Annotated in this window: 19 protein-coding genes (1 of these 19 cut by a window edge); 11 read left to right on the top strand and 8 right to left on the bottom strand. The window is 70.6% G+C overall.

Translation table 11 applies throughout. From position 1 onward, the window contains the following. Positions 1-3 precede the first annotated feature (3 nt). Positions 4-4803 (bottom strand): Calx-beta domain-containing protein, encoded by a 4800-nt coding sequence (locus tag VM685_RS17865; protein WP_325461529.1) that lies wholly within the window; start codon positions 4801-4803, stop codon positions 4-6. Positions 4804-5084: 281 nt separating this feature from the next. Between VM685_RS17865 and VM685_RS17860 the strand changes: the two genes are divergently transcribed. Beyond that, positions 5085-5303 (top strand): hypothetical protein, encoded by a 219-nt coding sequence (locus VM685_RS17860; protein WP_325461528.1) that lies wholly within the window; start codon positions 5085-5087, stop codon positions 5301-5303. Between the two features lie 54 nt (positions 5304-5357). Then, positions 5358-5600, top strand: a complete 243-nt coding sequence (locus VM685_RS17855; protein ID WP_325461527.1) for a DUF5961 family protein — start codon at positions 5358-5360, stop codon at positions 5598-5600. A 1-nt stretch (position 5601) separates the two neighbouring features. Here VM685_RS17855 and VM685_RS17850 read toward each other — a convergent pair whose 3' ends face one another. After that, entirely contained in the window at positions 5602-7056 is a 1455-nt protein-coding gene (locus VM685_RS17850) for an MFS transporter (RefSeq protein ID WP_325461526.1), read from the bottom strand. A 106-nt stretch (positions 7057-7162) separates the two neighbouring features. On the opposite strand from VM685_RS17850, the gene VM685_RS17845 reads away from it, so the two are divergent. After that, entirely contained in the window at positions 7163-7354 is a 192-nt protein-coding gene (locus tag VM685_RS17845; protein ID WP_325461525.1) for a hypothetical protein, read from the top strand. Positions 7355-7364: 10 nt separating this feature from the next. On the opposite strand, the gene VM685_RS17840 is transcribed toward VM685_RS17845, so the two are convergent. Further along, positions 7365-7688 (bottom strand): hypothetical protein, encoded by a 324-nt coding sequence (locus tag VM685_RS17840; RefSeq protein WP_325461524.1) that lies wholly within the window; start codon positions 7686-7688, stop codon positions 7365-7367. A gap of 50 nt (positions 7689-7738) precedes the next feature. Continuing rightward, positions 7739-8512, bottom strand: a complete 774-nt coding sequence (locus VM685_RS17835; RefSeq protein WP_325461523.1) for a PhoH family protein — start codon at positions 8510-8512, stop codon at positions 7739-7741. Between the two features lie 315 nt (positions 8513-8827). On the opposite strand from VM685_RS17835, the gene VM685_RS17830 reads away from it, so the two are divergent. Beyond that, positions 8828-9355, top strand: a complete 528-nt coding sequence (locus VM685_RS17830; RefSeq protein ID WP_325461522.1) for a gamma carbonic anhydrase family protein — start codon at positions 8828-8830, stop codon at positions 9353-9355. Between the two features lie 98 nt (positions 9356-9453). Here VM685_RS17830 and VM685_RS17825 read toward each other — a convergent pair whose 3' ends face one another. Further along, entirely contained in the window at positions 9454-9855 is a 402-nt protein-coding gene (locus VM685_RS17825) for a hypothetical protein (protein WP_325461521.1), read from the bottom strand. 76 nt (positions 9856-9931) lie between these two features. Between VM685_RS17825 and VM685_RS17820 the strand changes: the two genes are divergently transcribed. The 3 genes from VM685_RS17820 (at position 9932) to VM685_RS17810 (ending at position 13612) form a co-directional block, all read left to right on the top strand. Continuing rightward, a complete protein-coding gene (locus VM685_RS17820; protein WP_325461520.1) occupies positions 9932-10714 on the top strand; it encodes an enoyl-CoA hydratase-related protein in 783 nt (260 codons plus the stop codon). Between the two features lie 60 nt (positions 10715-10774). Next, positions 10775-11881, top strand: a complete 1107-nt coding sequence (locus VM685_RS17815; protein ID WP_325461519.1) for a DUF3667 domain-containing protein — start codon at positions 10775-10777, stop codon at positions 11879-11881. Positions 11882-11956: 75 nt separating this feature from the next. After that, a complete protein-coding gene (locus VM685_RS17810; RefSeq protein ID WP_325462039.1) occupies positions 11957-13612 on the top strand; it encodes a choline dehydrogenase in 1656 nt (551 codons plus the stop codon). A 173-nt stretch (positions 13613-13785) separates the two neighbouring features. Here VM685_RS17810 and VM685_RS17805 read toward each other — a convergent pair whose 3' ends face one another. Further along, complete coding sequence (locus tag VM685_RS17805; RefSeq protein ID WP_325461518.1) at positions 13786-14331, bottom strand: PAS domain-containing protein; 546 nt, start codon at positions 14329-14331, stop codon at positions 13786-13788. A gap of 92 nt (positions 14332-14423) precedes the next feature. Next, positions 14424-17321: a M16 family metallopeptidase gene (locus tag VM685_RS17800; protein WP_325461517.1), complete on the bottom strand. Its 2898-nt coding sequence runs from the start codon at positions 17319-17321 to the stop codon at positions 14424-14426. 120 nt (positions 17322-17441) lie between these two features. On the opposite strand from VM685_RS17800, the gene VM685_RS17795 reads away from it, so the two are divergent. The 4 genes from VM685_RS17795 (at position 17442) to VM685_RS17780 (ending at position 19345) form a co-directional block, all read left to right on the top strand. Beyond that, positions 17442-18143: a rhomboid family intramembrane serine protease gene (locus tag VM685_RS17795; protein WP_325461516.1), complete on the top strand. Its 702-nt coding sequence runs from the start codon at positions 17442-17444 to the stop codon at positions 18141-18143. A gap of 81 nt (positions 18144-18224) precedes the next feature. Further along, entirely contained in the window at positions 18225-18653 is a 429-nt protein-coding gene (locus VM685_RS17790) for a CBS domain-containing protein (protein ID WP_325461515.1), read from the top strand. 192 nt (positions 18654-18845) lie between these two features. After that, positions 18846-19181, top strand: coding sequence for a hypothetical protein (locus tag VM685_RS17785; protein WP_325461514.1), 336 nt, complete (start codon positions 18846-18848; stop codon positions 19179-19181). Then, positions 19166-19345 (top strand): hypothetical protein, encoded by a 180-nt coding sequence (locus VM685_RS17780; RefSeq protein ID WP_325461513.1) that lies wholly within the window; start codon positions 19166-19168, stop codon positions 19343-19345. Before VM685_RS17785 ends, VM685_RS17780 begins: the two co-directional genes overlap by 16 nt. Here the strand turns inward: VM685_RS17780 and VM685_RS17775 are convergent. Then, positions 19342-19569, bottom strand: the 3' portion of a protein-coding gene (locus tag VM685_RS17775) for an Rrf2 family transcriptional regulator (protein WP_325461512.1). The gene runs 219 nt beyond the window's last position; 228 of the gene's 447 nt are visible here — the last part of the coding sequence; its start codon lies off the right edge, out of view — the gene reads right to left on this strand; its stop codon occupies positions 19342-19344. The genes VM685_RS17780 and VM685_RS17775 overlap by 4 nt on opposite strands.

Raw genomic sequence — 19569 nt, 5'->3', positions numbered from 1 at the left:
GCCCTACTGGACGATCCAGTCGCCGGCCCCGAGCGAGGCCGGGGCGACGCCGTTCAGGGTGGTGATCGTCACCGGCCACTGACCGCTCTGGTTCGGGCCGTCGAGGTCGACCAGCACCCGCGTGCCGCCGTCCACCGCCTCGAGCAGGATCCAGCGGTCGGCCACCGGATTGGTCCCGGCGTAGGAGGTCTGGTCGAAGATGGCCCTGAGGTCGATCTTGTCGGTCCCCGGCGCGAAGTCGGTGATCCGGCCGGCGTTCCACGGCGCATTGGCGAAGACGAAGCGGTCGGCCCCGCCGGCGCCGGTGAGCTGGTCCGGGCCCTGGCCGGCGTTGAGGGTGTCGTTCCCCGCGCCGCCGGTGAGGGTGTCGCCGTACCGGGTGGAGGTGAGGACCTGGCCGCCAGTGGGCGGCGGCGGGGTTCCGGCGTCGTCGTTGGTGATGGTGCCGATACCCGGATTTCCGGTGACGGCGCCCTGCTGCAGGACGACCTGGAAGGTTTCGTCCGCCTCGGCCACACCGTCCCCCTTCACCCGGATCAGAGCGGTGGCCGAGCTCTGGCCGTCGGAGAACCGCAGCACCCCGCCCGAGCTCCAGAAATCGTCCGCCGAGGTCGGGTTCGAGCCGACGCCGACCGTGGTGTAGTCGATCGAGATCGGGCCAGCCGTCGAGCCGTTGCGCACGACAGTGAACAGGTACTCGGTGGCGCCGCCGCCGTTCCCCTCCGGATGAACGACGCTGGTGGTGGCGAAGCTGAAGGTGACGCTCCCGCCCGGCGGCGGCGTGGACCCGCCGCCCGCGAGCTGGGACCAGGTGACCGGCGTGGTCACCCCCTGCAGGTTGATGATGTAGTTGCCCCACTGCTGGGCGGTCCCCGCGCCGTCGCGGTCGAACAGCACCTTGGTCCCGCTCGAGTCGGTGAGCAGGGTGACGTACTTGTCCGCGACCGGGTCGGAGCCGGTGTAGCCCGAGGCCTGGAAGAGGGCCGAGAGGTCGAGCTTGTCGGTCCCCACCACGAAGTCGGTGACGGTGGCGGGCGACCAGGGCTCCTTGCCCCAGACGAAGCGGTCGGCGCCCGCGCCGCCGGTGAGTACGTCGGCGCCCTGGCTGGCGTTGATGGTGTCGTCGCCGGAGCCGGCGGTCACCGTCGAGCCGGGGCCGGGCGAGGTGTAGACCTGGCCCGCCCCGGTCGGCGGCGGGGAGCTCGTGTCGTCGTTGGTGATCGTGCCGGTGGCGCTCGCGGTCCCCAGGGTAGTCCCGGACGAGGGGCCCGAAAGGGTGACGGTGAAGGCTTCGGCGCTTTCCACCGTGGTGTCGCCCGCGACGTTGACCACGATGGTCTTGGACGTCTCGCCGGCCGCGAAGGTCACCGTGCCGGAGGGCAGGGCGCCTGTGGCGAAGTCGGCGCCGTTCGCTGGGTTGGCGCCCGAGCCGGACACGCTCCAGTTCACGGTCGAGGCGCCGGTGGTGGTTCCTGTCCTCGCGAGGGTGAAGCTGAAGGCGGTGGCGCCGGTGTTCCCCTCCGCGAGGGAGAGCGTCGTGGTGGTGAAGCCGACCTGGGCCGAGCCGGACGGCGGCGGGGTGGTGGAGCCGCCGCCCGAGAGCTGGGCCCAGGTGACCGGCGTCGTCACGCCCTGCAGGTTGATGACGTAGTTGCCCCACTGCTGGGCCGTGCCGGTCCCGTCGCGGTCGAACAGCACCTTGGTGCCGTTCTGGTCGGTCAGGAGGGTGATGTACTTGTCCGCGACCGGATCGGCGCCGGCGTAGCCGGAAGCCTGGAAAAGGGCCGAGAGGTCGAGCCGGTCGGTTCCGACGGCGAAGTCGGTGACGGTGGCCGGCGACCAGGGCTCGCGGGCCCAGGCGAACTTGTCGGCCCCGGCGCCGCCGGTGAGCACGTCGGCGCCCTGGCTGGCGTTCAGGGTGTCGTCGCCGGCGCCGCCGGTGAGCGTCGAGCCCGGGCCTGGCGAGTTGATCACCTGGCCGCCGCCGGTGGGCGGCGGGGTGGAGCCGTCGTCGTTGGTGATCAGGCCCCCGGCGGTGGCGGTCCCGAGGTTGGCGCCGCTGGCGCCGGACAGGGTCACCGTGAAGGCCTCGTCGGCCTCGCCGGTGGTGTCGCCGGCCACCTGGACGGTGATGGTCTTGCTGGTCTCGCCGGCGGCGAAGGTGAGGGTCCCGGACGGCAGGGTTCCGTTCTGGAAGTCGGCGGCCGCCGCGGGATTGGAGCCGGAGCCGGAGACGGTCCAGTTGACGGACGACGTCCCGGTGGTCGAGCCCGTGCGCGTCACCGTGTAGGCGAAGGCGGTGAGGCCGGAATTCCCCTCCGCGTGGGTGACCGAGCTGGTGGTGAAGCCCACCTGGGTGGTGGGCGGCGGCGGGGTCCCGCCGGTGTCGTCGTTGGTGACGAAGCCGGTGGCGGTGGCCTGGCCGAGCTTGGCGCCCACCGGGTTCACGAGGGTGATCAGGAACTCCTCGTCGCCCTCCTTGACCGCGTCGCCCTGCACCCAGACCTGCACATAGGCGGTGGTCTGGTTGATCTCGAAGGTCACGACGCCGGAGGGCAGGACGCCGCCCTCGAAGTCGTTGGCGTCGGTGGGGTTGGCGCCCTGGCCGCGCACGGTCCAGCCGACGGTGGACTTCTGGCTCTGGTCCCAGTCGCGGGTGAGGGTGAAGGTGTAGAGCGTGCCGCCCGAGTTGCCCTCGGTATGGGTCACGCCGGCCATCGGCCCGACGGAGATCACCGCGTCCACGCCACGGGGCGGGTTGATCATGTCGTAGAGCTGCTGCTGGCCGGACGCCGTGGTGGCGATCAGCTCGCCGGTGGCGGTGACGCCGGTCAGGTCGCCGGCGAGCTGCCGGGCGGGGCCGTACCAGCCCTCTCCGTCGTAGGCGAAGGCGTCGTAGCCGCGGCCCATCACCGTGCCGCCGGGCGCGTCCCAGCTGGCCGCGAAGCCGCCGTTCTTGGTGGCGATGACGTCGATGTCGCCGGTGGACGGGCCGAGCTCGTGGCGGACGAAGGTGTTCTTGACGGGGTCGAAGACCATCACCCAGGCCGCCTTGCCGGCGCCGTCGGGCATCATGTAGGCCAGCGCCACCTTGCCGTCGGTGAGCCAGGTCCCCGTGCCCGTGAAGGCGCTCGAGGAGCCGGCCATCAGCGGCGTGGCGGTCCCGAGGGTGGAGCCGTTGGAGACCGCGCCGAACACCGCCCCGGAGTCCTCCCAGATCACGAAGGTCTCGCCGGGCGGGAGCGTCGTGGGCTTGGCGCCGTAGACGGCGATCTTCGAGGTGGTCACCGCCTGGCCGGTGTCCTCGAAGGTCACCGGGACATTGGTCTGGCCGCTGGTCGCGCCGCCGTCGGCGCGCAGGGTGGCGGCGGGCGGCTCGGGCTCGCCGCGCTCGATGACGGTGGAGCCGTCGGCCAGGGCGTAGGCGCGGACATAGTCCACCTTCATCTCGGCCGGGAACTGCAGGGAGTTGGGCTCGCCGCCCCAGCCGCCCACCGCCATGTTGACGATGAGCGCCATCGGGTGGGTCCAGTTGGCCGGGGTGTCCGACTGCAGGACCGCGACGCCATCGAAGTAGAAGGTGACGGTCGTGGGCGTCCACAGCATGCCGTAGCTGTGGTAGCCGGTCGGGTCGATCTTATAGGCGTTGTCGTAGAGGTTGGTGTCGCCGCCCCAGGCGCGGCGGTAGTCGACGTGCGGCGTGGCCGCCAGCCCCTCCATGATATCGGCCTCGGTCTGGGCGACGTAAGGAGTGGGCATCATCCAGAAGGCAGGCCAGGCGCCGTGGGCGGTCGGCAGTTCGGCGCGCATCTCGAAGTAGCCGTACTTCTGCTCGAACATGCCCATGGTGTTGAGCATCCCCGACGAATACTCGCGGCCCCAGGCGGCCTCGCGGTCCTCGTCCAGCAGACGCTCGGCCTTGATGGTCAGGATCCCGCCGGAGACCGCGTGCGGGGTGTAGTGGTCGAGCTGCCGCTCGCCCTGACCGTAGAAGTGGTCGGTGGTGTAGACCTGCCGCTCGCCGTTGGAGGTGAGGGTGTAGGCCCACTCGTCCTTCAGGTTGTTGCCGAAGTCGGCGCGCCAGATGCCGGTCTGCAGGGAGTGGTCGTAGATCTGCAGGGTGTTGAATTCGTCGGAGAAGGTCAGCGCCCCGAGCTTGGACGTGTCGAGCGGCAGCAGGAACTGCCGGTCCTGGAAGCCCGCCAGGGTTTCGTCCCGGAAGGTCAGGGTCTCGCTCGCCGACAGCCGCAGGACGACGTCGGCGCCCTGCTGGGTCATGGCCTGGCGGATCTGGTCGGCCGTGTTCAGGCCGTAGCCCCAGAGCTGGAGCTGGGAGTTGCCGTTCCAGTTGTAGATGACGTCCGAGCCTTCGCCCGCCCGCACCACGAAGGTGGTCTTGGACGTGGCGCCGCCCACCAGCACGTCGTCCCCGCCGGCGCCGTAGATCCAGTGGGTTTCGTTGTCGACGATGATCAGGTTTCCGAGGCCGTTCCCGACCGCGTAGTTGAAGGCGCCGTTGACCTGCAGGTTCTCGACGTTCGCCGCGAGCTGGATCGAGGTCCAGCCGATCTGGGTGTCGACGCCGCCGCCCGCCTGTTCGACGACCCGATCCTTCGGGTCGGTGATCCAGTGGCGGTTGTCGCGGTTGTTGCCGATCAGGAGGTCGCCGCCGCCCTCGCCCGAAAGGGAGGAATTCCCCGCGGGCGCATTGATCGTCTCGTTACCCGCGGCAGTGCCAGCGACACGCGCCTCTTCGGCCGCGCTCTCCGGCATCGCAACACCGCGCGAGTTGTAATAGGTCATCCACCAGCTCCCAAAGATACGGTCGCGACAACTCGCGACCGGGGTTCGGGTTCAATGAAGTTCCCGTGCGGGGCAGACCGGGGATTCAATTTGTGGTTTTGCGGAGACATTGAAGCGCGACTGTAGAGCTACAGCAGAGCTCTGCCGTTGACTGCGTGCGGAGACCGCGGCGCCGGCGTCAAAGCTCATGCTCGCCCGCGCCCTGTGGGTAATTTCTAGTCCAGGTGGAACCGCGCGCTTTGCACCTGCGTTCGTCTCCCGCAATGTCGGGAAGTCCACTTATGGAAATCGGTGATCTTCCGCCCCGCCAGCGGGCCACCCGCTATAAGGACCTTGCGCAGGCCCAGCGCGAGCTCGCCGACGCGTGCGACCTTCCCGAAATCCGCGCCACCCATCTGGAGCTCGCCGCCATGTGGGCCCGCCTGGCCGAGGAGGCCGAGCGTCACGCGGATACGCCCCGCCCGGGAGACGCCGACGAGAGTGCGGCGCCGGCCGCCTGAGCCCCTGAATCCTTTCGCCCCCTTCCGCGTTAGGAGGGCAGGAGGATCTGCCCCATGCCACAATCCGCCGCCCTGCAGCGCCGCTTCTCCGTCCACGGCGTGGACGAGGCGCCGTCCCGCGGCCACCAGGTGGAGGGGGTGAGCTTCGAGGACGCCGCCCTGCACTTCCTGGAGGAGTGTCACCCGTCGGCCGACGCGGACGAGGAAGTCGCGCTCTTCGTGGAGGACTGCGAGACGGGAGAGCGGCAGTGCTTCCGCATCGATCTGGCCACCGGCGAGACGGCCCCCTGCGACTGAGCTAGGGCCGCCGCGCGTTCATCTCGTCGCCGGCGTCGCGCGGCAGGCGTACGAACCACAGCGCCGACACCAGGGTGATCGCCCCCACGATCGGGAAGGCGGGCGAGACCGCCTGCCAGGTGAGCGTCGCATCGCCGCGGGCCCGCATCAGGAAATGCAGCAGGGCCGCGGCCAGGCCGATGCCGATCGACTGCACGAGCTGCTGCACCATCGAGGCGGTGGTGGAGGCGCGGCTCATCCGGTCCTGGCCCACCTCGGCATAGGCCATGCCGTTCAGGCTGGTGAACTGCAGGGAACGGAAGAAGCCGCCCACCGCCAGAACGCTCATGATGATCCAGTGCGGCGTGCCGGGGCGGAACAGGCCGTAGGCGGCGAAGCTGGCCGCCACGACGAGGGCGTTGGCCAGAAGCACCGTGCGGAAGCCGAAACGGCGCAGGATCGGCGGCGCCGTGGTCTTCATCAGCAGCGCGCCCACCGCGGAGATGAAGGTCATGGTCCCGGCCGCGAAGGCGGAGAGGCCGAAGCCCACCTGCAGCAGCATGGCCAGCAGGAAGGGATTGGCGCCCATGGCCACCCGCATGAAGGCCCCGCCCACCGTCGCGGCCTGGAAGGTGGGCAGGCGGAAGATGGAGAGATCGATGATGGCGTGCGGGTTGCCGCGGGCGTGGCGCCAGTAGAGGCCGAGGCTCAGGAACCCGCCGATGAACAGGCCGGCGACGACGCCTGGCGGCAGGAAGCTGCGGCCGAGGTTCTCGAAGCCGAAGATCAGGGCGGCCAGCCCCACGCCGGTCAGCAGGATGCCCAGCCCGTCGATCGGCGAGACCGCCTGCTCCTTCACGTTCGGCACGAAGGCGCGGACGAGGGCGACGCCCGCGATGGCCACCGGCAGGTTCATGAAGAAGATCCACCGCCAGTCGGCGAAGGTGACGATGGCGCCGCCGATCACCGGCCCGATCACCGGCCCCAGCAGCGCGGGCATGGTCAGGACCGACATGGCGCCCACCAGTTCGGACTTCGGCGTGGTGCGCAGGAGCACGAGCCGGCCCACGGGTCCCATCATCGCCCCGGCCATCCCCTGCAGGAACCGGGCGGCCAGCAGCTGCGGGAGGGTCTGGGCGAAGCCGCAGGCCGCCGAGGACAGGGCGTAGAGCACCATGGCCGCCATGAAGATGCGCTTGGCCCCGAAGCGGTCCGCAGCCCAGCCGGACACCGGCAGGAAGACCGCGGAGGCCAGCAGGTACATGGTGATGGCGAGGTTCAGCCTGAGCGGATCGACGCCGAACGCCTCGGCCATGGCGGGCAGGGCGTTGGTGATCACCGTGGCGTTCAGGGTCTGCATCAGGAGCCCTGAGCCGATGATCGCCGGGACGATCCAGCCGCGCCGCAGGGCGTGGGCGCCAGCGGCCGGCTCCAGGGCCTGGGCGGGGGGTTCGGGCGTGTCGTCGGGTTCGCTCACCCCCTGGCTGTAGGCGCCGCGGCGGAGCCGAGCAAGCGCGACCCTAGGAACGTCTCTGCTGCTGGCCTTGTTTTCACATTTGAGAGTTCAATCCGAGGGTTAAGCAATGTCTTCCGTCGAAAGCCGGCGCGGCGCGGCCGTGGCCGAGATGGATATGCTGCGCGCCGAGGTCCGCGCGGTCGGCCGGCGGCTGACCCGCGAGCAGATGCTGGAGCTTGCGGAGATCCTGGAAGAGATGGCCGGCGGCGCGAGCGAAGAGGCGCGCTCCTGGCGTCCCGAGGAGGCCTCGCCGCGGTAGGGCGCGGGGCTTAGTGGCCGGTGGGGTTTCCGCTCCTGTCGGCGTCGTCCTCCGGCGGGCGGGCGTCCCACACCGAGGGGCTCTGGGCGGCGACGGCCACGTCCGCGATCGGAGGCCCGTCCTGCGGCGGCTCCTTGCCGGCCCGGTCGAGCTGGGGCGCAAGGGGGTGATCGGGCTTCTCGTTGTGGCGGACGCTGACCAGGTGATCCGGCGCCGGCTCGAAATGCACGTCCTCGCGCCGGCTGCCGTGGGCGACCTGGCCGCTCTCGGTGGCGTCGCCGGCGAGGGGGATGCCCGCCTGGCGGTTCAGTTCGGGGGAATTGTCGTTGCTCATGCTCGCCTCCGCCCCGACAAGCGGCCGGGGCGGGGCGAGGTTCCGGTGAGCTAGAGGACGCCCAGCATCTCGGCCACCAGCGGGTGGCGGACGATGTCCTGCTCGGCGAGGCGGACCACGGCGATGTTGCCCACCTGCTCGAGCTTCGTGGCGACGGGCCCGAGGCCGGAGAGCTCCGGGAGCAGGTCGGACTGGTTCGGGTCGCCGGTGACGACCATGGTGGAATGCCAGCCCAGGCGGGTCAGCAGCATCTTCAGCTGGACGTAGGTGCAGTTCTGCGCCTCGTCGATCACCACGAAGGCGTTGTTGAGCGTGCGCCCGCGCATGAAGCCCACCGGCGCGATCTCGATGGCGCCCTCGGCCATCAAGGCGCGGACCCGCTTCATGGACAGCCGGTCGGACAGCGCGTCGTAGAGCGGGCGCAGGTAGGGGGCGAGCTTGTCCTCCGCGTCGCCGGGCAGGAAGCCGATCGACTCGCCGGCCTCCACCGCGGGGCGGGACAGCACGATGCGGCCGACGCGGCCGCTCTCCAGGGCCTCCACCGCCTTGGCGATGGCCAGGTAGGTCTTGCCGGTGCCGGCCGGGCCCAGCGCCATGACCAGGTTCTTCGCGTCGATCGCCTTGATCAGCTGCTCCTGGCCGGGCGACTTGGCCTTGATGGTCTTCAGGTAGCCCTGGTCGCGGTCGTCGTTGGCGCCGCCGCTGTGCCCAAGCGGCGTCCAGCCCCGATCGAGCGGCAGCCGGCGCACCTTATCGTCGCCTTCGAACTGACCGGCGTCGAACGCGCCTTCGCGCAGCTGTCGCTTCAGGGCTCGCTTGCTCATCAAGGCCTCCTATCGGGGCATGAAAAAAGGGCGTCCCTGCGTGGGAGCGCCCTTGGACATCGTGGAAGAGGAACGGAAGCGGCGGCGTCGTGCGGGGCCCGGGGGCCCGGCTTGAGGCTCAGGTCCGGGCGGCTCCGCCCGTGAGAACGACCAACTCGGCGCCATCTACTCCGTCCAGCGCGAGGCACGGACCGATCCTCGGTCCGCGGCGGATGCGGGAAGGCCTTCGCCTCCTCGAATCGCCTGACTAGAATGATCGTAGCGTGGTTTCCCAACCGTTAAACGGACCGTTTGTCGCAAGAATCGAGGAGTCGGATGGCTGTCTACAACTTGGGCAATGTGACGCCTGAATTACCGAACGATGACGAATACTGGATAGCGCCCAACGCCGCCGTGATAGGTCGGGTGATTCTCAAGAAGAACGCGTCCGTCTGGTGGGGCGCAACCCTGCGTGGCGACAACGACCCGATCATCATCGGGGAGGGCTCCAACGTGCAGGACGGCTCGGTCCTGCACACCGACGAGGGCTCGCCCCTGACCATCGGCGCCAACGTCACGGTGGGCCACCTGGTGATGCTCCACGGCTGCACGATCGGCGACAACACCCTGGTCGGGATCGGCTCCATCGTCCTGAACGGCGCGAAGATCGGGAAGAACTGCCTGATCGGCGCCAACTGCCTGATCACCGAAGGCAAGGAGATCCCGGACAACTCGCTCGTCATGGGCGCGCCGGGCAAGGTGGTGCGCGAGCTCACCGACCAGCAGGCGATGATGATGGCCGCCGGCTCGCACCATTATGTGGAGAACTGGAAGCGTTACCGGCGGGAGCTCTCGCCCCGCTAGGCGGCCGCCAGTCGAACGAACCACGGAAGACACGGAATACACGGACGCCGCCCGACCCGCGGAGCCCTTCCGTGTGGTCCGTGTATTCCGTGGTTTCTCTACTCCTCCTCGCCGGTCTCGTCGCCGATGGCCTCCTCGACCAGACGGCGCCAGACGGGGTCGCTCTCGTCGACGAGGTCGACGTCGTCGAGCAGGGCCACGGCGCCCGCGCCGTCCGGCAGGATCAGGCCGAGCACCTCCATGGTCTCGCCCTCGTCGGTCTCGTGCGCCTCGGCCTGGACGGCGACGGCGGCCTGTTCGCCGTCGTCCTCGCTCCACCAGATGACCGGCTGCGGCAGCTCCATCTCGATGGGGCGCGCGCCCTCGGTGTCGCCGAGCGCGAAGATCGCCGCCCGCCGCTGGACGTCCTCCAGGGTGGCGACAGCGCCTGAGAAGGCGCGCAGCCTGCGCCAGTCGTCGACGTCGAAGCCGCCGTCCTCGAAATCGTCCTCGTCGGCCATCGGGGGCTCCTTCCGCTGTTGACGGACGCTGCGGCGCCTGCGGAGCGTCCTCCTATAGAAAAGACAGGAGGGCGCCATGGCCTATGAATTCATCAAGGTGGAGCGGGACGGCCCGGTCACCATCTTCACCCTGAACCGGCCGGAGGTGATGAACGCCCTGCATTCGCCGGCGCACTTCGAGCTGCACGAGGCCTTCGACGCCTTCGCCGCCGACCCGGAGCAGTGGGTCGGCATCGTCAACGGGGCGGGGGACCGCGCCTTCTCGGCCGGCAACGACCTGAAGCACCAGGCCGGCGGCGGGGAGATGAAGAGCCCGCCCTCCGGCTTCGCGGGCCTGACCTCGCGCTTCGACCTGACGAAGCCGCTGATCGCGGCGGTGAACGGGGTGGCCATGGGCGGCGGGTTCGAGATCGCGCTCGCCTGCGACATCATCATCGCCTCGGAAGCCGCGACCTTCGCCCTGCCGGAGCCGCGGGTGGGCCTCGCCGCCCTGGCCGGCGGCCTGCACCGCCTGCCGCGGGCGATCGGGACCAAGCGGGCCATGGGCATGATCCTCACCGGCCGCCGGGTCTCGGCGGCGGAGGGGAGGGAGCTGGGTTTCGTCAACGAGGTGACCGCGCCGCAGGACCTGATGCGCACGGCTCGGGAATGGGCGGCGATGATCGCCGAGCTCTCGCCGATGTCGGTGCGGGCCTCCAAGGAGGCGGTCTACCGGGGCCTCGACGAGGCGACGCTCGAGGCGGCGATCCGGGGTCAGAACAAGTACCCGGCCGTGGCGGCGCTGTTCCGGTCGGAGGACTTCGTGGAGGGCCCGCTCGCCTTCGCGCAGAAGCGCAAGCCCGCGTGGAAAGGCCGCTGACCACGGCTTGTCCATGAGGGCCAATCTGGTCACATAGCCCGAGCGTGACCGGGGGGTGACATGGTCGATATGGACGCCGTGGGCGGCGCGGCGACGGCGGGACTGATGGCGGGCGCCATCGAGAAGCCGACCGGCCAGGCCGGCGAACGCCACCACCTCTGCTCCGACTGCGGGGCGGAGGTCTCCGGCCGGTTCTGCTCGAACTGCGGCCAGCCGGCGCACGTGCACCGCTCGCTCCTGCACCTGGGCGAGGAGCTGCTGCACGGGGTGATGCACTTCGACGGGCGGGTGTGGCGGACGCTTCCGCTGCTGCTGTTCCGGCCGGGCCGACTGACGCGCGAGTGGGTGCACGGCCGGCGCACGCGCTACGTCTCGCCGCTGGCGATGTTCCTGTTCACCGTCTTCGTCATGTTCATGGGCCTGAGCTACATGCCCGGGACGCCCGACAGCTCGGTGACCGGCCAGCAGATCACCGCCGGCGCGGAGCTGGCGCGGCGGTCGAGCGAGGTGGCCATGGCCGAGCAGGCGCTGGAGCGGGCCACGCCCGCCGAGCGGCCCACGGCCGAGGCGCGGGTGAAGGCCGCCGAGGCGAAGCTGCAGGAAGTCAGCAAGCTGGTCGGCAACGTGCGGGTGGCGACGCCCGAGACGGTGATCGAGAAGGCGCCGCAGGACGGCGACTGGAAGGCCGAGCTGGCGGAGAACGCGCGCACCGGCGGCCTGAACCTCAACCTCGGCAACGAGAAGCTCGAGAAGAAGCTGATCAAGAAGCTCGAGAACCCGGAGCTGGCGATCTACAAGCTGCAGCAGAGCTTCTACAAATTCTCCTTCCTGCTGGTCCCGATCTCAATCCCGTTCGTGGCCCTGCTGTTCCTGTGGAAGCGGGGGTTCACCCTCTACGACCACGGGGTCTTCGTCCTCTACTCGCTGACCTTCATGTCCATGCTGATCATGGCGGTGGTCGTCGCCATGCGGATCAGCGACGTGACCTCGGCGCTGGCCTGGACCGTCGCGCCGTTCATCGTGCCCGCGCACATGTATTTCCAGCTGAAGGGCGCCTACGGACTGAACTGGTTCTCGGCGGCCTGGCGGACCTGGTTCCTGCTGTGGTTCTGCGCCATCGCGCTCAGCCTGTTCGCGCTCGCCATACTTTACCTTGGGATGGCCTAGGGGCCGTGCGGCTTGCCAGAAGATGACGCCTGCGTCAGGTTCGCGGCCAACAACAAGCTTCGGGGAACAGACGCCGTGGAACGCTACGACTACATCATCATCGGGGCGGGCTCGGCCGGCTGCGTGCTGGCCAGCCGGCTGACGGAGGACGCCTCGAAGCGGGTGCTTCTGATCGAGGCCGGCGGCAAGGACGCCTCGATCCTGGTGAAGATGCCGGCCGGCGTGGGCCAGCTGATCGGAAAGCAGGGGCCGTTCAACTGGGGCTTCTGGACCGAGGAGGAGCCCAACCTGGACAACCGCCGGCTCTGGTGGCCGCGGGGCAAGGGCTGGGGCGGCTCCTCGTCGATCAACGGCATGATCTACATCCGCGGGCACGCGCGCGACTACGACCAGTGGCGGCAGATGGGCCTGCAGGGCTGGGGCTATGCGGACGTGCTGCCCTACTTCAAGCGCTCGGAGAGCTACGAGGGCGGGGCCGACCCCTGGCACGGGGACAAGGGGCCGCTGCGGGTCTCGAAGGCGAGCTCGCCCAACCCGATCTACAAGGCCAGCATCGAGGCGGGCCGGCAGGCGGGCTATCCGCTGACCGGCGACTTCAACGGCCACCAGCAGGAGGGCTTCGGGCCCTACCAGCTCACCATCCACGACGGCCAGCGCTGGAGCGCGGCCCGGGGCTACCTGCATCCGGCGCTGTCGCGGCCGAACCTGACCTGCCTTACCAACACCCGGACCACCCGCATCGTCGTGGAGAACGGCCGCGCCGTGGGCGTGGAGGTGATCGAGGGCAAGAAGCCGGCGCGGACCATCCATGCCGACGCCGAGGTCCTGCTCTGCGCGGGCGCGGTGCAGTCGCCGCACATCCTGCAGCTTTCCGGCATCGGCGACGGCGAGGAGCTGTCGCGGCACGGGGTGAAGGTGGTCCACGAGCTGAGGGGCGTGGGCGCCAACCTGCAGGACCACCTGGACGTCTGCCTGAGCTGGGAGTGCCCTCAGCCGATCACCGTCTATTCCATGCGCAAGGGCCTGGTGAAGACGCTGGGCGTGGGCCTCTCCTACATGCTGTTCGGCAAGGGCATCGGCCGGCAGAACTTCCTGGAGAGCGGCGCCTTCCTGCGCTCCCGGCCCGACCTCGACCGGCCGGACCTGCAGATCCACACGGTGCTGGCGATCATGCAGGACCACGGAAAGGTGCAGGTGGCCAAGGACGGCTTCACCTTCCACGTCTGCCAGCTGCGGCCCGAGAGCCGCGGGAAAGTGGGGCTGAAGAGCGCCGACCCGCTGGCCGATCCGGCGATCTTCGCCAACTACCTCTCCGCCGAGGAGGACCGCCGCGCGGTCCGCGAGGGCGTGAAGATGATGCGCGAGGTGGCCGCCCAGGCCGCGCTCGATCCCTACCGCGGGGCCGAGTACGCGCCGGGCGAGGCGGTGAGGACCGACGCGGAGATCGACGCCTGGATCCGCCGCTCCGCCGAGACGATCTACCACCCGGTGGGCACCTGCCGCATGGGCGCCGCCGGCGATCCCATGGCGGTGGTGGACGCCGAGTGCCGGGTGCAGGGGCTGAAGGGTCTGCGGGTGGTGGACGCCTCGGTCATGCCGACGCTGGTGGGCGGCAACACCAATGCGCCGACGATCATGATCGCCGAGAAGATCTCCGACGCGATCCGCGGCCGCGCCTTCCTGGCTCCGGAGGACGCGCCGGTCTACGGCGACGAGGCCCAGGCGGCCTGAGCCGCCAAAAAGAGGGCCGGGGGGGGCGGCCTGAGCCGCCAAGAAGAGGAACGTCATGGCCGGCCTTGCGCCGGCCATCCCCGCTCACCGTGGCTTTGGGCTCGCCTGGAGAGACCGGTGATCAGGGATCCCCGGCGACCAGACCGGGGATGACGTCCAGTTGCCGTTGTCCGTCAGGCCACCTGCCGGCCGCCGATCGCGGCGAGGCGCACGCGCGGCGCCTCCTCGTTGGCGGCGCCCGGCCTCGTGAGGCGTCGGACGGAGAGCTCAAGCGCGGTGCGGCCCATCAGCCGGGCCACCATGGACGTGGGCTGGTAGAGGCCGAGGAAGCGGTCGGGTCCGCCGTCGTGCGCGACGAGCGGGGCGAACAGCACCTCCATGGGAAGGCTCGGCCCGTCGGTGAGGGCCTCAGTGGTGGCGACAAGCGGCTCGGGGCGGGCGCGGATCTCCTCCAGCGCGGTCTGCAGGCGCAGCCGGTCGCGCTCGGACCAGAGATCGAGGCCGTTGACGCCCCGCAGGTCGCAGCCGTGCAGGTCGCCCACGAAGCCGCCGGCCAGGCGCACCGGGTACCGCCCGCGGCCGTCGCGGCCGAGGATGAACACCTGCGGCATCAGCTGCCGGAAGTCGGCGGGCTGGACGCTGGCGCGGGAGGGCGCGCGGCCCTGGACGGCGCGGGCGGTCCAGTAATCGATCATCCGTTCCGTATTGGAATGGAACATGGTGAGGCGCTCGGCGCGGCCGGACGTGGCCGCACAGGGCTTGCAGGAAATCCGGCGCCAGCCTGCGATTGTGCCGGATCGGCACAGGCCTCCTACTTCGTCGCTGCGGCCGTGCTCGCCACCTGAGGCCGCGGCCGCACCATCAGCCGGTACGCACGCTCCTCGCGCAGGAAGGTCTGGGCCGCGCGCTGCACGTCGGCGGCGGTGACCTTCTCGGTGCCGGGGATCAGCTCGCGGATCATGTCCAGCCGCCGCGGGTCGGCCTGGCCGCCGCCGAGCTGGCCCAGCCAGTACTGGTTGGTCACCCGGGCCCGCTGGAAGCCTTCGAGGCGGGGCTTCTTGGCCCGGGCGAGCTCGTCCTCGCTGATGGGCTTCGCCTTCAGGTCTGCGGCGATCTTCTGCACGTCGGCGAAGAACTCCGACAGCTTCTCCGGCGGCACCTCGACCGACGCGGCGATGTAGCCCCAGCCGGTCCAGACCAGGCTGTGGTTGTAGCTGAGGGACGGGGAGTAAGTGGACCCCTGGGTCTCGCGCAGCTCCTCCATCAGGCGAAGGCGCATGACCTCGCCCAACACGGCGGTCTCACGGGCCCGCTGCGGGTTCTCCCAGAAGTCGGTGGTGGGCCAGCCGATGTAGCCGATCGCCTGGTCGGCGCGGCCCTTGTGGGTGAGCACCACCGGGTCCTTCGGCGCGGCGGGGAAGCGGACCTGGCGCTGGGCGTCGGGCACGGGCTTGGGATCGGGCCGCTTCGGCAGGGCGCCGAAGGTGGCGGCGACCGTCTCGATGGCCTGGTCCACGGTGACGTCGCCGACGATGACGACCTCGATGGGATCGTTCGCGAGATGCGGCGCGATCTGCGCCTGCAGCTGCTGCAGCTCGGCGCCGGCGATCTCCTCGCGGGTCGGGAAGGTCCAGCGCGGGTCACCCGAGTGCAGCAGGCCGCCCAGGTCGCGCTGCAGCACGCCCGAGGTGGTGGCCTCGTACTGGTCGTGGATCGTCCGCCCGGCCGCCTTCAGGCGCTGGAAGGCCTCGGCCCGCCAGCCCGGCTCGGACACGTAGGCGGCCAGCACCTGCAGCTGGGTGGGCAGGTCGTCGGTCCGGGTGCCGCCGGAGAGGACGAAGGCGTCGTCGCCGATGGAGAAGCTGGTCCCGTAGACCTTCGAGGCCAGGACGCGCTCCATGTCCTCGTTGCTGATCTTCTTCAGCCCCCCCTCGAGGAAGGCGCTGCCCGCCCAGCTCATGCTCTGGCGGTCCTTCGGCAGGTCGAGCATGCCGTCGCCGACATTGACGCGCACCAGCACCTCGTCGTCGCGGAAGGTCGTGGGCTTCACGCTCAGCCGCACGCCGTTCTCGAAGCGCACGAAGGTGGTCCCGAGGTCGGCGACCTCGCGGCGCTCGGCGACCTTGCCCGGCGCGCCGAAGGTCTCGTAGGGCCAGGCGATCTGGGCCGGGGCGGCCGGCGGGGTGACCGCCACCTGGCGGGAGGCCTCCAGCGCGGCGAGCACCGTCGTCTCCGCCCCCTCGATGGGCTGCGGCGTGGCCACGAAGACCAGCGGCCCGCCGCCTTCGAACGCCCGCTTCAGGGCGGCGGAGACCTCGGCGGCCTTCAGGTCCTTCACCGCGGCCTCGAACAGGGCGAGGTCCTCGGCGGGGCTGGTGACGACCAGGTCGTCGCCCAGGGCGCCCACGATCTCGCCGGCCAGGTCCGCAGGCCGGCGGGTGGCGGCGCCGGCGACGGCGGCCTTCAGCAGGGCGCGCATCTCCTCGATCTCGCGGTCGAGCTCGTCCTGGCGGACGCCGAACTGCACGGCCCGGCGCTGCTCGCGCTCCACGGCGGCCAGGGCCTGGCGCCAGCGGCTGGGCTCGGCGTTCACGGCGACCGTCGTCGTCTCCTGGCTGTCGAAGGTGTCACCCGCGTAGGCGCCGGCGGCGATGAACGGCGGATCGGCCGCGCGTGCGAGCGCCGAGAAGCGGCGGTTCAGGACGGAGAAGCCCAGGCGCTCCACCAGATCCCGGCGGCGGGTGGCCGCGGTGTCGGGGCGCTTCTCGGGCGGCTTAACCCAGGAGACCTGCATGCTGAGCGGCGCGCCGGGCTCGACCACGACCTTGGCCTCGGTCCGGCGCGGGCGCACGGCGCCGAGGTCGGGCTCCACCCCGGCGGGCCCGTCGGCCTTCCAGTCGGAGAAGCGAGCGCGGATCTTGGCCTCCATGGCCGCCACATCGAAGTCGCCGACGACGACCAGGACGGCCCGTTCGGGGCGGTACCAGCGCTGGTAGTAGTCGCGCAGCTGGCCGGCCGGCGCGGTCTTCAGGACCTCCACCTCGCCGATCGGATAGCGGGTGGGGACCCGCTGGCCCGGCATCAGGAACGCCAGCCGCTCCTTCAGCAGACGGTAGCCGGGGGTGTCGCGGGCGCGCTCTTCGGAGAGCACGATGCCGCGCTCGCGATCCACCGCGGCCTGGTCGATGGTGAGCTCGCCCGCCGCCTCGCGCATCAGCATCAGCGAGGTGTCCACCGTCTCGTCGTCCGTGCGGGGCAGGTCGAGCTTGTAGATGGTCTCGTCGAAACCGGTCGAGGCGTTGGTGTCCGCCCCGAAGGCGAGGCCCAGGCGCTCCAGGATCTTGATCATCTCGCCTTCCTTCACCCCCTTCGAGCCGTTGAAGGCCATGTGCTCGAGGAAGTGGGCGAGGCCCTGCTGGGCGTCCGTCTCCATCAGGGAGCCGGTGTCGAACCAGAGGCGGATGGCGGCCTGCTTCGGCGGGATGGTCTGGCGGCGGATGGCGTAGCGCATGCCGTTGGGCAGGGCGCCGAAGCGGATGTCGGCGTCCGCCTTCAGGTCGGACTTCGACTGCGGCCATTCGCCCGGCGCCAGCCTGAACGGCTGGGCCTGGGCGGTCGCCGGACGGGCGGCGGGGGCCTGGGCGAAGGCGGGGAGGGAGAGCGAAAGCGCGGCGGCGAGCGCGAGGCCCGCGCGCAGGGGACGGATCATCTAGAGGTCCTGGAAGCGTCCATCATGGAGATGGCGGCACCTTCTAGGAGCGGGGCGCCCGCCGCAAGGCCGGAACAAGGCGCCATCGCGCCCGCGGCGAAGAGCCCCTAAATGGGGACCATGAGCCTCCTCCACTTCGAAGAGTCCGCCGAAGGGCCCCGCTACACGCCGGAGCCGGAGTCCGGCCGCCGCGTGCGCGAGCCGGTGTTCAACAACGGCGCCTGGCCGGTGCTGGTCCTGGTGGGGGCGATCGTCGGCGGCTACGCCCTGCAGAGCCGGGTGGACGTCAATGTGATCGCGGCCGCCTTCGCCTTCACGCCCGACGCCTTCGAGACCGGGCGATGGTGGACGCTGGTCAGTTCGCTGTTCATCCACGGCAACTGGCCGCATGCGCTGATGAACGCGGCCTTCATCCTGGCCTTCGGCACGCCCGTGGCGCGGTACTTCGGCCTGGGCGCGGGCGGGGCGTTCTGGTTCTTCACCTTCTATCTGGCGTGCGGGATGCTCGCGAGCCTGCCCTTCGCGGCCGTGCATTCGGGCGAGGCGGTGGCCCTGATGGGCGCCTCGGGCGCGGCCTCGGGCCTCATGGGAGCGGCGGCCCGGCTGATCGCCGGCTACGGCCGTCCGGGCCCGATCCTGTCGCGGCCGGTGCTGGGCTTCGGCGCGGCGTGGGTGATCGTGAACCTGATCATGGCGGTGGTCGGAGCGGCCATGGTGCCGGGCGCCGGCGACGCGGCCATCGGCTGGGAGGCGCACCTGGCGGGCTTCGCCGCGGGCGTGCTGCTGATCGGCCTCATGGGGCGGCTGGCGCGCCGCGCCTAGCCGTCTTTCACGCGCGCGTGCATTGATTCCCCGGGCGATCGGGGTGACGGTGTTCTCCGAGGAAACGGGAGGAGACGCCGGATGCTGGTGTCACAGATCCTAAGGTCCAAGGGCGACCTGGTGTTCACCGCCAGGCCCGACGAGACGGTCGGCGAGGTGGCCGGACTGCTGAACACGCGGAAGGTAGGGGCGCTGGTGGTGCTCGACGCCGAGCGGGTGGCGGGCATCGTCTCCGAGCGCGACATCGTCCGCGCGGTGGCCGAGGGCGGGGCCGAGGCGCTGTCGCGGCCGGTCTCCAGCTGCATGACCAAGGACGTGCTGTACGCCGAGCCGGGCGAGACGGTGGACCAGTTGCTCTCCCGCATGACCGACCGCCGCATCCGCCACCTGCCGGTGTGCCGCAACGAGCGGCTGGTGGGCATCGTCTCCATCGGCGACCTGGTGAAGTCGAAGATCTCCGAGGTGGAGGCCGAGGCGGACGGCCTGAAGGCCTACATCGCGGCCAGCTAAGCCATACCCTCCCCTGGAGGGCTGAAGCGCCGACGGTGCGTCGGCGAGGGCGGAGGACCAGGCGTCCTCCGCCCGCTTTCGTTTCGGCGTTAGACGTTCTTGCTGTGTTCTTGAATTTCCCGCCGTCTGGTGGGAAGCTGAGTTGCGCCTCCTGCGAGGATTCCAGCTTCGATGTCCATCGAAGACCTGCCGATGAAAGCCGTGCGTCGCTCGGCCGGGATAGCGACGCTCGCGATGGCGGGGCTGGTGGCGGCCTGCTCGCCGCCTGACCAGGTGGCGGTGTACAACAACTCCGGGCAGTCGATCCTGCTCCGGCTCGCGCCGTCGCTCTACGGACCGCAGTGGTCGACGGAGATCGCGCCGGGCGAGCGGTCCCGCCACCTCAGCGAGAACATGGCGCCGCCCGGCCTGGTTATCGAGGTGGGCGGCTGCGTGCTCGGCTACGATCTGCCGCCGGTCGACGAGGACTACAGGACGGCGTCCGGCTCCCGGGCGCCGATCCACAGCATCCAGTGGAGCCCGACCTGACCGTGGTGCTGTTGCCGGCCAAGGCGGGACCGGCGCCGGTCGTCGCGGCCGGCCGCCTTCCGCTGCAGCGGCGGTATGGCTACCCGGTGCGTCCCCTGTTCAGGAAGTGCGGCGAGGCGGCCGGCTGGCTGCTGCGGACGCGGTGGGCGGAGAAGGCGACCTAGACGGCCGAGCGCAGGACGTCGGCCGCGGCGCCGGAGGCGGCGGCGTCGGCGAGGGTGTAGCCCTCGAGCACGTGGGCGGTGGCGTCGCGGGCGCGCAGCAGGGCCTCGCGCAGCGCGCAGAGGTCGCGGTCGGGGCAGTCGTCGCACTTGCGGTAGCCAAGCCTCGGGCTGACGCAGGGGGCGAGCGCCAGGGGACCGTCGATCACCCGGATCACCTCGGCGAA

The sequence above is a fragment of the Phenylobacterium sp. genome, from assembly GCF_035539035.1.
Classification (GTDB): Bacteria; Pseudomonadota; Alphaproteobacteria; order Caulobacterales; family Caulobacteraceae; genus Phenylobacterium.
The sequence above is the reverse complement of the archived record's forward strand: the minus strand, read 5'-3'. Positions and strand labels throughout refer to the sequence as shown.

Bases quoted from the DNA above. Each gene is read 5' to 3' on its own strand.
- VM685_RS17865 (WP_325461529.1), bottom strand. From the start codon at position 4,803: ATGACCTATTACAACTCGCGCGGTGTTGCGATGCCGGAGAGCGCGGCC.
- VM685_RS17860 (WP_325461528.1), top strand. From the start codon at position 5,085: ATGGAAATCGGTGATCTTCCGCCCCGCCAGCGGGCCACCCGCTATAAG.
- VM685_RS17855 (WP_325461527.1), top strand. From the start codon at position 5,358: ATGCCACAATCCGCCGCCCTGCAGCGCCGCTTCTCCGTCCACGGCGTG.
- VM685_RS17845 (WP_325461525.1), top strand. From the start codon at position 7,163: ATGTCTTCCGTCGAAAGCCGGCGCGGCGCGGCCGTGGCCGAGATGGAT.
- VM685_RS17840 (WP_325461524.1), bottom strand. From the start codon at position 7,688: ATGAGCAACGACAATTCCCCCGAACTGAACCGCCAGGCGGGCATCCCC.
- VM685_RS17835 (WP_325461523.1), bottom strand. From the start codon at position 8,512: ATGAGCAAGCGAGCCCTGAAGCGACAGCTGCGCGAAGGCGCGTTCGAC.
- VM685_RS17830 (WP_325461522.1), top strand. From the start codon at position 8,828: ATGGCTGTCTACAACTTGGGCAATGTGACGCCTGAATTACCGAACGAT.
- VM685_RS17825 (WP_325461521.1), bottom strand. From the start codon at position 9,855: ATGGCCGACGAGGACGATTTCGAGGACGGCGGCTTCGACGTCGACGAC.
- VM685_RS17820 (WP_325461520.1), top strand. From the start codon at position 9,932: ATGGCCTATGAATTCATCAAGGTGGAGCGGGACGGCCCGGTCACCATC.
- VM685_RS17815 (WP_325461519.1), top strand. From the start codon at position 10,775: ATGGTCGATATGGACGCCGTGGGCGGCGCGGCGACGGCGGGACTGATG.
- VM685_RS17805 (WP_325461518.1), bottom strand. From the start codon at position 14,331: ATGTTCCATTCCAATACGGAACGGATGATCGATTACTGGACCGCCCGC.
- VM685_RS17800 (WP_325461517.1), bottom strand. From the start codon at position 17,321: ATGATCCGTCCCCTGCGCGCGGGCCTCGCGCTCGCCGCCGCGCTTTCG.
- VM685_RS17795 (WP_325461516.1), top strand. From the start codon at position 17,442: ATGAGCCTCCTCCACTTCGAAGAGTCCGCCGAAGGGCCCCGCTACACG.
- VM685_RS17790 (WP_325461515.1), top strand. From the start codon at position 18,225: ATGCTGGTGTCACAGATCCTAAGGTCCAAGGGCGACCTGGTGTTCACC.
- VM685_RS17785 (WP_325461514.1), top strand. From the start codon at position 18,846: ATGAAAGCCGTGCGTCGCTCGGCCGGGATAGCGACGCTCGCGATGGCG.